This window comes from Candidatus Nitrotoga sp. BS, assembly GCF_927797785.1.
GTDB lineage: Bacteria > Pseudomonadota > Gammaproteobacteria > Burkholderiales > Gallionellaceae > Nitrotoga.
The window spans coordinates 1-12,002 of sequence record NZ_CAKMLL010000113.1; the positions used below are offsets into that span (position 1 = coordinate 1).

The 12,002-nt window shown below is 47.7% G+C and carries 14 protein-coding genes and 2 tRNA genes; 8 read left to right on the plus strand and 8 right to left on the minus strand.

The window, feature by feature from the left end; genetic code table 11:
- The 8 genes from pal (MJ769_RS13430) to MJ769_RS13465 form a co-directional block, all read left to right on the plus strand.
- Positions 1-754, plus strand: a 754-nt coding sequence (gene pal, locus MJ769_RS13430; protein WP_239237651.1) for a peptidoglycan-associated lipoprotein Pal, incomplete at its 5' end; no start/stop codon positions are given.
- Positions 755-761: 7 nt separating this feature from the next.
- A complete protein-coding gene (gene ybgF, locus MJ769_RS13435; RefSeq protein WP_239237652.1) occupies positions 762-3,260 on the plus strand; it encodes a tol-pal system protein YbgF in 2,499 nt (832 codons plus the stop codon).
- A 477-nt stretch (positions 3,261-3,737) separates the two neighbouring features.
- Positions 3,738-4,301: a peptidoglycan-associated lipoprotein Pal gene (pal, locus tag MJ769_RS13440; protein WP_239237653.1), complete on the plus strand. Its 564-nt coding sequence runs from the start codon at positions 3,738-3,740 to the stop codon at positions 4,299-4,301.
- 7 nt (positions 4,302-4,308) lie between these two features.
- A complete protein-coding gene (locus MJ769_RS13445; protein WP_239237654.1) occupies positions 4,309-4,725 on the plus strand; it encodes a YbgF trimerization domain-containing protein in 417 nt (138 codons plus the stop codon).
- Positions 4,726-4,757: 32 nt separating this feature from the next.
- Complete coding sequence (queE, locus tag MJ769_RS13450; RefSeq protein WP_239237655.1) at positions 4,758-5,417, plus strand: 7-carboxy-7-deazaguanine synthase QueE; 660 nt, start codon at positions 4,758-4,760, stop codon at positions 5,415-5,417.
- On the plus strand, positions 5,414-6,091 hold the full coding sequence (queC, locus tag MJ769_RS13455; RefSeq protein WP_239237656.1) for a 7-cyano-7-deazaguanine synthase QueC: 678 nt from the start codon (positions 5,414-5,416) through the stop codon (positions 6,089-6,091). Before queE ends, queC begins: the two co-directional genes overlap by 4 nt.
- 61 nt (positions 6,092-6,152) lie before the next feature.
- Positions 6,153-6,228: transfer RNA gene (locus tag MJ769_RS13460), tRNA-Lys, on the plus strand.
- 56 nt (positions 6,229-6,284) lie between these two features.
- Positions 6,285-6,360 (plus strand) — tRNA-Thr (locus MJ769_RS13465).
- Between the two features lie 257 nt (positions 6,361-6,617).
- Here MJ769_RS13465 and MJ769_RS13470 read toward each other — a convergent pair.
- From MJ769_RS13470 to MJ769_RS13505, 8 genes are all read right to left on the minus strand, one after another.
- Positions 6,618-6,893, minus strand: a complete 276-nt coding sequence (locus tag MJ769_RS13470; protein WP_239237657.1) for a type II toxin-antitoxin system RelE/ParE family toxin — start codon at positions 6,891-6,893, stop codon at positions 6,618-6,620.
- Positions 6,893-7,153, minus strand: a complete 261-nt coding sequence (locus MJ769_RS13475; protein WP_239237658.1) for a CopG family ribbon-helix-helix protein — start codon at positions 7,151-7,153, stop codon at positions 6,893-6,895. Before MJ769_RS13475 ends, MJ769_RS13470 begins: the two co-directional genes overlap by 1 nt.
- A 129-nt stretch (positions 7,154-7,282) precedes the next feature.
- Positions 7,283-8,152, minus strand: a complete 870-nt coding sequence (locus tag MJ769_RS13480; protein WP_239237659.1) for an ArdC family protein — start codon at positions 8,150-8,152, stop codon at positions 7,283-7,285.
- A gap of 139 nt (positions 8,153-8,291) precedes the next feature.
- Positions 8,292-9,218 carry a site-specific integrase gene (locus MJ769_RS13485; protein WP_239237660.1) on the minus strand — a complete coding sequence of 309 codons (927 nt, stop codon included), beginning with the start codon at positions 9,216-9,218 and terminating at the stop codon, positions 8,292-8,294.
- Between the two features lie 8 nt (positions 9,219-9,226).
- The gene (locus MJ769_RS13490) at positions 9,227-9,463 is read right to left on the minus strand and encodes a hypothetical protein (protein ID WP_239237661.1); all 237 of its coding nucleotides are present in this window, start codon (positions 9,461-9,463) and stop codon (positions 9,227-9,229) included.
- 176 nt (positions 9,464-9,639) lie between these two features.
- The gene (radC, locus tag MJ769_RS13495; RefSeq protein WP_239237662.1) at positions 9,640-10,230 is read right to left on the minus strand and encodes a RadC family protein; all 591 of its coding nucleotides are present in this window, start codon (positions 10,228-10,230) and stop codon (positions 9,640-9,642) included.
- 23 nt (positions 10,231-10,253) lie between these two features.
- Entirely contained in the window at positions 10,254-10,547 is a 294-nt protein-coding gene (locus MJ769_RS13500) for a type I restriction endonuclease subunit M (RefSeq protein ID WP_239237663.1), read from the minus strand.
- 193 nt (positions 10,548-10,740) lie between these two features.
- Complete coding sequence (locus tag MJ769_RS13505; RefSeq protein WP_239237664.1) at positions 10,741-11,913, minus strand: AAA family ATPase; 1,173 nt, start codon at positions 11,911-11,913, stop codon at positions 10,741-10,743.
- Between the last annotated feature and the right edge of the window lie 89 nt (positions 11,914-12,002).

Genomic DNA, 12,002 nt, shown 5'->3' on the forward strand with positions numbered 1-12,002 from the left:
GGCGGAACTTGATGCTGCCAAGGCGGCTGCAGCCCAGGCAGCTGCTGATGCGGCAGCTGCACGCGAAGCGGCTAATGCAGCTGCAGCGCTGGAAGCGGCTAATGCAGCCAAAATTGCGGCGGAACTTGATGCTGCCAAGGCGGCTGCAGCCCAGGCAGCTGCTGATGCGGCAACGGCACGCGAAGCGGCTAATGCAGCTGCAGCGCTAGAAGCGGCTAACACAGCCAAAGTTGCGGCGGAACTTGATGCTGCCAAGGCGGCTGTAGCACAGGCTGTTGCTGATGCGGCAGCAGCACGTGAAGCAGCCAATGTGGCTGTAGCGCAGCAAGCTGCCAAGGCGAATGCTGCGCGAGATGCTGCTAAGGCTGCAGCACGAGATGCAGTCGCTGAAGATTCTCTTGGCGTACCGAGCAGTTTGCAGGCTAAGCGTAGTATTTATTATCCAATAGATATAGATGCCGTACCAGAACAGGATAAGCGCACTGTGCAAGCTCATGCCAAGTATTTGGTTGCACATCAAAATCGTTCAGTGCGCTTGGAAGGAAATGCCGATGAACGTGGGAGTAGTGAATACAACTTGGCCTTGGGCCAGCGTCGTGCTGATGGTGTGAGAAAAATGTTGCTAGCGGGCGGTGTTAAAGAAAGCCAGATTGAGTCGGTTAGCTATGGAGAAGAGAAGCCAAATGCTACTGAACATAATGAGTCTGCCTGGTCAAAAAATCGCCGCACCGACTTGAACTATAACGTTAAGTAAGTCAGAAATGAAGCTTCAAACCTTGCTGTTTGCAGGATTGACCTTTGTTATAGGGCAAGTTCAGGCCTCGCTATTCACCGATGATGAGGCGTACTATCAGATTCGGCAATTAGGGGAGCGTTTCTCCGCTCTGGAAGGCGCTGGCAAACAGCAAATTAACTTGATTAATGATCTGCAAACGCAGATAGAGGTACAAAAAGCCGACTTGCGCAAATTGCATGGGCAAAACGAAGAGCGTATTCACAATTTACAGGATACGGAAAAGCGACAGACAAATCTTTACAGTGATCATGAAAAGAAGTTGCTCAACTTAAGCGACCAGTATGTAAAGTTGATGCACGAGCTTCAGGATGCCGAGAAGCGACAGGCTGACGCTAATAAAAAACAAACTAGCGCTTTACTAGACCAACAGATGCAGCTGAAGGGGCGCATTTCTCAGTTGGAAGAAAGTATCAAACAGCAGGTTGAGCTCATAAACCGGCTAGGTGCCATGAATCAACGTACCAGTGCAATGTTGGATCAACAAGCGCAGCTAAAGGTGAATATAGCTCAGATTGAAGAAAGCAGTAAGCAACAAGCCGAAATAAGTAAACAGCAAACTAGTTCTGTTGCTGCTCTGCAAGCGCAGATTAATAAGCGCATAACTCAACTGGAAGAAACCGGCAGGCTACAAATTGAAGCCAGCAAACAACAAGCCAGCACTCAGCTTAGTCAGCAAGAACAGTTCAATGCGCGCATTGCTCAGCTTGAAGAAAACGGCAGGCAACAAATTGAAGCCAGCAACCAACAAGCCATCGCTCAGCATAGTCAGCAAGCGCAGTTCAATGAGCGCATTGCTCAGTTGGAAGAAAACGGCAGGCAACAAGCCAATTTGCTACTTGGCCAGCAAGCGCAGCTCAATGAGCGAATGTCACTTCTGGAAGAAAATGGTAAGCAACAAGTAAATGCCATGCTTGATCAGCAGCAAGCCAAACTCAAAATTCGCATTGCTCAGCTAGAAGAAATCAGCAAGCAACAAATAAATTCCGTTCTCGACCAGCAGCAAGCAGAGTTTAAGATAAATATCTCTCAGCTGGAAGAAATCGGCAAGCAACAAACCCAAGCTATGCTGGACCTCCAAGTACAGATCGATAATAAAAATTCAGAATTTCGCAAGTTACAGGGTTTGAGTGAAGATCTTGATCACAACTTGCACGATATGAATCAACGGCAGAAAGATATTTATACCGATCTGGATACTCGGATTCGCCATTTTGAAACTATATCTCCGCTTGAATTACAAAAGCAGATCCAGGCACTGAATGAAGAGCTGAATAAATTAGGTAGTCACAACGAAGAAATATTAACGCATAGCTTACAGAATATTGAAAAGCGATTGGTAGAATCCGATAAGCAACAAATCGGATCTGTGCTTGATTTACAAAAAAACTTTGAGACGCAGAACACTGATTTACGCAGACAGAATGAAGATCTTATGCATAGTTTGCAAGAGATAGAGAAAAAACAAAATGATTTATACAGTGATTTAAATAGCCGTTTGAGCCATGTTGAAACAGTAGCTGTTCATGATTTGAAAAAAAAGATTGGAACTCGGGATGATGAAGCAAACATGTTGCGAGATCAGAATGCAGAGTTGATGAATAACGTACAGGAAATAGAGAGGCGGCAAGCAGGAATTAGCAAGCAACAAACAAGTTCAATACACAAACTGCAAGCGCAGGTTGACTCACTAAATATGGAATTACAAAAGTTGGGCGAACAGAACGAAGATTTGCTGAATAAGCTGCAGGAATCGAATCAGCGGCAGGTAGCGTCCAACAAGCAACAATCCACTTCAATGCTTGATCTGCAAACGAAGATTGATGACGCACAAAATATAGAGTTACGCAGGCTTCGCAGCCAGAACGAAGATATGTTGCACAACTTGCAGGATGCGGAGAAACGGCAGAAAGATTTCTATATTGATATGGATAACACCCTGCGTCATTTTGAAGCGATAGTAACGGCTACCCCGCTTGGGACACCATCAGAGCCTTCCAACTTGCAGTCCGACAAAGCGACAGGCAGCGGGCATCTACTATCTTCATCTACCAAGGGAGTCGGTGGATATGCCTTGGAAAAAGACACAGTCACTCTGGAGAATCGTGCATACATTTTAGCGCATGATTATGTTAAAGCTGGTAGCTATCAAAATGCCATTAATGCCTTCCAGGATTTCCTGAAAAAATATCCTGAATCGAAGCACGTGGCTAATATTCACTATGAGATAGGTAACGCCTATTTTGCGTTGGAAGATTACAAAAATGCATTGGGCAGTTATCAGTTGTTAGTAAACAAGTATTCATCTAGCCCTGATGTGCCAGACGCTATGTTGAGTATTGCAGATAGTCAGCGTCAACTTAAGGCTGTTAATGGAGCCAAGACAACACTCAATCAAATAATCGCTAAATATCCCGGAAGCAAAATAGCTGGGCAGGCAAAAATACGCCTCGACACACTCAAGTAACTGAGTCTTTGTCCGATACTTTTATGTAAGTGCGTTTATATATTGGTATTTTCCAGCTTGTTTTTAGTATGACATTGTTTAAACAGGCTACTGATATATTCTGAATTTTATGTCATTCCAAGCTTTTTCAATGACGGTAGATTTTTAGATTAAATATATTTATATATAAATCAATTGGATAGTATGAGTCGGCTATTATAATTGTTACTTTTTGTATAAAAATTCCCAACTGATAATTCTGGTTTCTTTATCAGCCTGTTAGTGATGACAGGATTAATAAAAAGATGTTCTAGCAAGCCGAAGATATAAGCGGCTTAAGTTAGGACTTTTTAAAGTACCAAATTTGCGAGAACTGACATTATGTTTATAACGAGAAATGTAAAGCAACTAATGGTGAGCGTATTACTAATATTCCTATTAGTTGCTTGCGCTAAACCTCCTGTAGCAAGTACTAAGATAGGCGGTAATGACGCATCCATGGATGCGACCCCTTTTCCTAATGCCTCTGTATCGGGCGAAAACCCACTTACCAGTGCTTCTGGTATCACAATATACCCTGGCTCAGGCTCAGGCTCAGGCTCAGGCTCAGGCTCAGGCTCAGGCTCAGGCTCAGGCTTTGGTTCTGACTCTGGTTATGGCTCTGGCTCTGGTTCTAGTCACGCTGGTTCTGAAGCGAATGATCCCTTTAATAATCCGAACAGTTTGCTGGCTAAGCGCGTAATCTATTATCCCACCGACATAGATACCATATCAGAGCAGGATAAACCCATCGTGCAAGCACATGCTGAATATTTGGTCGAGCACCCTAGCCGTAAAGTACGTTTGGAAGGAAATTCAGATGAACGTGGGAGTAGTGAATATAATCTGGCTTTGGGACAGCGTCGCGCCGATGGAGTTAAAAAAAGACTGCTAGTGGGGGGGGTTAGAGATGATCAGATAGAGTCGATCAGTTATGGCGAAGAAAACCCTAAAGGTGAAATGCATGACGAGTCGTCTTGGTCTCAAAATCGCCGCACCGACTTGATTTATACTTCAAAATAGGCAGGGCATGAAACTTTACACTTTCCTGTTTGCTGGATGGAGTGCCGTTGCAGCATGCTCTGCACATGCTGCCTTCTTTACCGATGACGAAGCACATAATCAAATTCGGCAACTAAAGGATCGTGTATCCATTCTGGAAGTAAGTGGTAAGCAGCAGTCTGAAACAATCAAGCAGCAAGCTGAAGCTATGCAGGAACAGATTAAGATTCGTAAGCAACAGATCCGTGAGATATTTGACCTTCAAGCGCAGATCGAGACACAGAAAATTGAATTACGCAGGTTGCGCGGGCAGGACGAATTGTTAACGCATAGCCTGCAAGAAGCACAGAAGCAGCAGAGAGATTATTACATTGATCTGGATGCCCGCGTGAGGCGTTTAGATAAACTAGAAGCAGCCACGCCGACCAGACCGATCACACCATAATTGGCCAGTGAATCTTAAATAAAGTAAATTCCATGATTACGTGCTCCGTCAGCGAGCAGTTGCGCATTACCGAAATTTTTTATTCCCTGCAAGGCGAAACGAGCCGAGTCGGCTTGCCGACAGTATTCGTGCGCCTGACCGGCTGTCCCCTACGATGCTCTTATTGTGACACCGCTTATGCTTTTAGTGGTGGGCAGAATATGACAATTGCGGGAATACTGACTGAAGTGTCGTTGCACCATACACGCTATGTTACGGTGACTGGGGGTGAGCCTCTGGCACAGAAAAATGCATTGCCTTTGCTGATTGCCTTGTGCGATGCAGGCTATGAGGTATCGTTGGAAACCAGTGGAGCTCTGGACGTGTCCAATGTTGATGTGCGCGTTATGAAAGTCTTGGATATAAAGACACCAGCATCAGGCGAAGTAAAAAAGAACTTGTGGAGTAATTTTGCTGCGTTGAATGCGCACGATGAAATAAAATTTGTCTTATGCGATGAGTCCGATTATATATGGGCCAAGCAGGTGTTGCGTGACCGTGATTTGTCTGACAAGTGCACCGTATTATTTTCACCAGTACAAGATCAATTATCACCTACAGTGCTAGCCGATTGGATTCTCCGTGATAAATTGCCAGTTCGCCTGCAAATACAATTGCACAAGTTGTTGTGGGGCAGCAAGCAGGGAAAATGAAGAGTGCAGTAGTATTATTATCTGGCGGTCTGGATTCAGCCACTGTGATGGCCATGGCGAAGCGACAGGGCTATATCTGCCATGCGTTGAGTGTGAACTATGGGCAGCGCCATAATGCCGAACTTATTGCGGCAGAGCGTGTGGCACAGGCTCTGGGTGCGATTGAAAAGCGCGTTGTTAGCGTTGACCTGACTGCATTTGGAGGCTCCGCCTTAACAGACACGAACATTTCAGTGCCGGAACAATCAGTAACAGGCATTCCGCTGACCTATGTACCAGCGCGCAACACTATCATGCTGTCACTCGCTTTGGCTTGGGCGGAAGTATTGCAAGTGCAGGATGTATTCATTGGTGTGAACGCAGTTGACTATTCCGGGTATCCAGACTGTCGTCCAGAATATATTGCGGCCTTTGAAAGCATGGCTAATCTCGCCACCAAGGCAGCGGTAGAAGGAAAATATTTGACATTGCATGCACCTTTGTTGCGCCTGTCCAAGGCCGACATAGTCAAAATTGGTACGAAGCTTGGTGTGGATTACAGCCTGACTGTCTCCTGTTACCAAGCCGATTCGGATGGTCGCGCATGCGCTGTGTGTGATTCCTGCAAACTGCGCCGAGCCGGCTTTAAGACTGCTGGAATAGACGATCCGACGCGCTATCGCATTGTGGAGTGATGCGCTTGCTGCGTTGACAGGGCGGGTAAAGTCCGTATAATGCGCCCTTCTTGAGGGAGATGGGTCGTTAGCTCAGCTGGTAGAGCAGCGGACTTTTAATCCGTTGGTCGCCAGTTCGAATCTGGCACGACCTACCAGTTTCAGTGTGCAGGTCAGGTAAATCACACCTTAGTGCCACGCCAATAGTTTTATCGCCGCTTTAGCTCAGTTGGTAGAGCAACCGCCTTGTAAGCGGTAGGTCGTCAGTTCGAATCCGACAAGCGGCACCAATATTAACAAGCACTTAGCTGTTTACCCACTAGGTGATTTTTATTTTACATTTTAAATGTAGCTGATTTGTAGCTGCGTTTGTTGAATAGCGTTCTTGTCAAAGTTAAAACTCCTCTGCAAATTTAACAATGCCTTCTACTGTTGATTGTTACCACTGCTGAGTCCAGAACCCTGCGCCGGATGCAGTCGAATACTTGTTAATGGAATATTTCCCAGAACTCTAGCCTAGCTAGCGGGGTATGGCTTAGCCTATATCTCAACGATCTTCTCGAGTGTGCCAGAGTCTTAGCACGTAGATTGTTAATTCTTGAATTTCGTAACGCATCTCAACGTTCCCGACCAGAATTCGTCGAACCTCACGCGGGTCGAACTCATCCAGCCTTTCTCCAAGACGAGGCTGCGCAAGGAGCTTTGCGGGTGCTGCCGTTAGAGACTGCACTGTGGACACGGCAGCTTGCTTGTTAATCGGTGACAGAAATTCGTACAATCTAACCAAGTCAGATAGTGCCTTGCTCGTCCATTTCAATTCCATCAACGCGGCGTAGGTAGAGGCTGATCTGTACCTAGACTATCAGCCCAAGCTTGTACTAAATGATGGTCGATGACTTGCTCTGTTTCTACATCTACCATTGCATCCAGTGTCATGCGACGACGCATTTCTTCTTGATCCACCCAAGCGGACAATGCCTGCTTAACAATCCACCCACGTGAACGCTCCATTCGAGCAGCAATTTGATCAACTTTATCAACCAGTGAAATTGGGACATGCGCAGTTAGAACTTTATTAATCATATTGAAATCCTTAATATCATAATTAATCATAGTGATTATATTTGATTAATACAAGCTATCCGCACAATAGTTCCTTGCCACTTTTTGCATATCGGCAAGATGACGGACTCAGTGCATTCAAGACATCGTTCATGCTGCTATCGCATCGACCTCTGCGGTACCCAGCACAAAATCCGCCGCCTTTTGCGCCGCTCCAGCCGCAACAAAGATCAATCGCTTGTCACGTCGCAGCGCGTCAAGCCAGCTATTGATGTAACTTGCATGTTCCAACCTTGCTGACAGTCCACAATGTGCGCATAAAAAAGCCGCACCAATTTCAGCCACAAGCTCTTCATAAGCGTATGCCTCAATATCCTTTCGCCCAACCAACTCACGATTCAATCGGTTGGAGCTCCCAGTCCAATGACATAATTCGTGCAGTGCCACCGAATAATAATCTTCAGGCTTAGCAAATGATGCCTGGGGTGGAAGCTGAATAAAGTCGTCACTTGGCCGGTAAAATGCCCGACTTCCTCCATGACAGATGACCGCACCAGTCTTGTTGAGCACGTGCTCGGCCTCTTCAACAGGTTGCCATGCCCGAGCAGGGCGAGACGCGAAACGTTCGGGCACTGCTTCTAGCTGACTAACATTGAACACGGTATAAATCTTCAACATCGGAATGCTGCGACTTTCAGCTATATCAGTCTCAGCCACCTCACCCGTCTTCTCCTTGATCTCGCGTAAACGGTAGAAGACAATTTGCGTACCATGCTCCCCCTTACGGATACGCGCACCGATCTCGTTTGCTTGCCTAAAGGTCAGCCAGCGGTCATCGACGTGATTACCGGACATGGCCGCAACATAAAGCATGAGCACGTTGATTCCACGGTAGGGCTTGCCCGTCACAAGATTACTCGGCACAGCATTGCCATCATGCCAAGGACATACCCACGGCGGTACACCCTGCTCAAGAGATGTGATGATGCTATTCGTAACCTTTTCGTATATGTTTTTCATAGTGGACTCCAGAAATAGCGGTACACCAGCCGGATGTAATCGGGCTGGCGATTAGTAGAAGAAAGTGTGGGATGTGTGGCTGCTGAATGCGGCTACTGAATGCGGCCACTAGATGTAGCTACTAGAAGTGCGGTAACAACTACCGAATCTTGCCAAGTGGATTGTCAGTAAACAAATGACTGTCACGAATATAGCGTTGCATCACCGCTTCAGATTGATGCCCTGTTTGCTGACAAATTTTCCAGCTACTCGCACCTGATTTAGCGGCACTGGTCACAAATCCGGCACGGAGGCTATGGCCAGAGAATTGTCTCGAATCCAAGCCAATTGCCTCAGCACGTTGCTTCACAATCAACGCCACAGATTGAGGCGACAAACCCTGTTCAGTGACATGACTGTAACGATCCACACTTCTGAACAGTGCACCGCTGCTAATACCTGATTGCACCAGCCACGATGTAATGGCTTTGACTGGGCAGGATTTACCCCGCATGAACGGAATCGCAATATCCCGCCCTTGCCCGGCTTGATCCGTTTTGCCACGGCGCAACCGAATGACCAGACCTTCATCAACAAACTGAATGTCTTCCACCCTGATCATAACCAACTCTGAACGCCGAAAGGCACCGGCAAAGCCTGTTAATAACAACGCACGATCTCGCGCGCCCTTCATCCCCGTCATATCCTTTACCATTGCCTTAACATCTTGCAGCAGCACAGGCGCAACATGGCGTTGCGCACTGCCCGTTGTACGGCGTATGCCATGCAGTGTGGACTTCACCATTTCAGCATGTGCCGGTGAAGGTAATCGCTTGATCGAATGCGCACGTCCAATCGCAACAACACGACGACAGAGCGTCGCATACGACAAGGTTTGTGCATGGTGAGCCAGATAAGACGCAACGCGTGCCGGTGTTGCGGGGATGCGTCCGCCCCACGCCAGGAAATGTTCAATGTCATGGCTGTAAGCACGCCGGGTATTGTCCGAAAGGGAAGCCTGCAGGTACTGCTGTACTTGAGGCGAGACGTTACGCATTGAGCGACGATCAATCACTGATTTTTTCATGATGGTGCTCACTCGACCGAGACATAAGATAGGCACGTTTGCAGCAAATGGTCATAATCACCCTTCATTGCCTCCTGTAGAAACGCCTCTGCCAGCTCGGGATGATTGCTCTTGAGGATGGCGAGGCGAACTCGACCAAGAATTAAAAATGCGTTGCCGTCTTCTCCCGTCAATTGCACAACGGCATCGGTATAAGGCACGTCACGATCTGCTGACGGCATGGCTTCAGTTTGATTTTCATTCATGTGGGTCTCCAATATTGTGTAGTTAGGTGTGGGTTTCATTGGGATTGGTGCCTGATAGCGATAACGACTATTCTCACTAGTCAGCTTTTTGTTTCCTGCATGGGTCTACCGCCTCATCAGTGGCAGTCTTACTATTCAGGTGGGGAGTAATGATTGTTAGAAGCTGCGTTAAAGCCCTACAGCAACCCGCGTTCGGCAAAGCTGCAAACATCAGCACCGGCGACAATAAAATGGTCTAGCACTCGCACGTCAATCAAGGACAAGGCAGATTGAAGCGTTGTGGTAAGTAGCTGGTCGGACTTGCTTGGATCGGCAACACCAGACGGATGGTTGTGCGCAAAAATGACAGCTGCCGCATTCGCCAGCAGTACAGCCTTAACCACTTCTCTGGGGTAGACGGAAGTCTGAGTCAACGTGCCACGGAACAACTCATCCATCGCAATGAGACGATTTTGTGCATCAAGAAACAAAGCAACAAATGACTCATGCTCCTGTCCAGCGAAATGAATCCGCAAGTAGTCACGCACTGCGACAGGCGAACCCAATACACTCTCCCGCCGGAGCTCTTCATTCAGCCAACGCCTGACCAATTCACGCGCCACAACACACTTCTCGGGCAAGGCACTTGAACCAGTGGCTGTAAATACCGCCAGCAGTGAACCGCGATAGTATTTTTGGGTTTGGCGGACACCAATAAGCTTTTGCAATAACTCGGTGTCGCTGAGCCCTGCATAGCATGGCTGCCCGCTCATCATTTCATAGCACATGATTTTCTCCCCTGGCAGAATGATCAATACTCACTGGGTAACAATAAGGTCGTGCTACTGCGATCCGCTTCAGTAATGATCCAGATACGGTCATCGCCTACCGGATAGCTCGACAAAATGCGGTTGCCATCGGAAATGGAAGATTGATTACGCTCGGCATCTTCTTCAGGCACGATGCCCCAGTCACCGCTTTCATGGCGTTGTAGAAGTTCAGCCGCATTTACCGCAGCCTGATCTAACAGCTCAAGGGCGCCAGGGGTGGCGACAACTTGCCCTAGTGGGAATAGAGCTGCGGGATGGTTTGTGTTGGTATTCATGATAATTTTTCCTTTTCTTAGGACGCACGAAACTTGACCGGGGCCAAGTGGCGCTAGTCTGTAGTTGTGTAAGTACGGATGGATTACGAGAGGTACTGCGGGAGTACTAGGTTGATGCTTAGTGGTGATGCTTTGGTACTACGGTAGAGCTAAGTAGGCGTTGCTTGATACTGCTCGGATTAAATTAAATTTACTATGAATGTATAAATCCAATGGCCCGCCCACCCTGATTGGGTTTAGCCTGACATTCCTGCTTGAGACGGAGCAGGAATTCTTCTGGGGAGAGCTTGTCGCCGAACAAGTCAATTTGCCGCCTGACCGTCGCAAAATCTCCGGGAGTCAAATTGTTCAGCTGCTTCAAAAACGTCTCGCAATGCACGGCACGGGCCTTGGCAATCTTCCCGATATGGGCCAGGAACAAACTCCATGATTGTTCCGGTTTCAAATAATCGAAACGTATTTTAAGCGTGAATCTGCGTAATGATGCGGCATCCAGCCGGGTCATGAGATTGGTCGAGCAGATGAATAGCCCCTGAAAGGTTTCCATCCGGGTCAGCATTTCATTCACCTGCGTCACTTCCCAACTGGCGCGTGCGCCCGTGCGTTCCGATAAAAAACTGTCCGCCTCGTCAAGCAATACAACCGCATTGTCCTGTCCTGCCTGGGCAAACATGGACGCGATGTTCTGCTCGGTGACGCCGTTATACGGGTCCAGAATGTCAGACGCGCGACGTACCAATAATGGCCGGTCAAGAGCTTGGGCAATATGATGCGCCAGTGCGGTCTTACCGGTTCCCGGTGCACCATAGAGACAGATATTCCCCTTGGCGGATCGTACCGATTTGAACCGTTCCAACAGTTTGCCAATATCGTAATTTGTATTGAGATAGTCCAGGCTATAACGGTTGCCAGTAGCATCCAGGTGTTGGGTATTGGGCTTCTGATCCAGCAGCAACATGCTGCGTTTTATTAAATGACAAAGCGTCTTTTCCTGCTCTTGGGCGACCACGTTCGACAACGTGAGCACCTTGGCCGCCTTCTGGATTTGTGCCGGACTTAAGTGTTCATGTTGCGCCAGACCGTTTAAGGCATCGGGTGAGATCTGGATATTCTTGAGGTATTTGCCGAGGATGCCCTTACGTACCGAGGCAGGTGGTACCGTCATTTCAACCGAGTAATCAAAGCGGCGCAAATAAGAGTGATCGATTTGTTCAATCTCGTTGGAAATCCAGATCGTGGGTATCGGGTTGTTTTCCAGCAACTGGTTGATCCATGCCTTGTTCAAGCCGCTTTTAAGCGTGCGCATACTGCTAAAGAAATCGTCGCCATCGGTAAAGATGTCATCGACCTCATCGAACAGAACCAACGAACCCGAATTGTCCAGGAATCGCTGGCTGAGTTGGTTAAGGGTTGTCGGATGTCAGCCCTCAACCGCTGCGCGATCAGGATGCAGCA

Coding starts and splice junctions, on each gene's coding strand:
- MJ769_RS13475 (WP_239237658.1), bottom strand. CDS start 7,153: ATGATTAATAAAGTTCTAACTGCGCATGTCCCAATTTCACTGGTTGAT.
- radC (WP_239237662.1), bottom strand. CDS start 10,230: ATGTGCTATGAAATGATGAGCGGGCAGCCATGCTATGCAGGGCTCAGC.
- MJ769_RS13470 (WP_239237657.1), bottom strand. CDS start 6,893: ATGGAATTGAAATGGACGAGCAAGGCACTATCTGACTTGGTTAGATTG.
- queC (WP_239237656.1), top strand. CDS start 5,414: ATGAAGAGTGCAGTAGTATTATTATCTGGCGGTCTGGATTCAGCCACT.
- MJ769_RS13490 (WP_239237661.1), bottom strand. CDS start 9,463: ATGAATGAAAATCAAACTGAAGCCATGCCGTCAGCAGATCGTGACGTG.
- MJ769_RS13480 (WP_239237659.1), bottom strand. CDS start 8,152: ATGAAAAACATATACGAAAAGGTTACGAATAGCATCATCACATCTCTT.
- pal (WP_239237653.1), top strand. CDS start 3,738: ATGGATGCGACCCCTTTTCCTAATGCCTCTGTATCGGGCGAAAACCCA.
- MJ769_RS13445 (WP_239237654.1), top strand. CDS start 4,309: ATGAAACTTTACACTTTCCTGTTTGCTGGATGGAGTGCCGTTGCAGCA.
- queE (WP_239237655.1), top strand. CDS start 4,758: ATGATTACGTGCTCCGTCAGCGAGCAGTTGCGCATTACCGAAATTTTT.
- ybgF (WP_239237652.1), top strand. CDS start 762: ATGAAGCTTCAAACCTTGCTGTTTGCAGGATTGACCTTTGTTATAGGG.
- MJ769_RS13485 (WP_239237660.1), bottom strand. CDS start 9,218: ATGAAAAAATCAGTGATTGATCGTCGCTCAATGCGTAACGTCTCGCCT.
- MJ769_RS13500 (WP_239237663.1), bottom strand. CDS start 10,547: ATGAATACCAACACAAACCATCCCGCAGCTCTATTCCCACTAGGGCAA.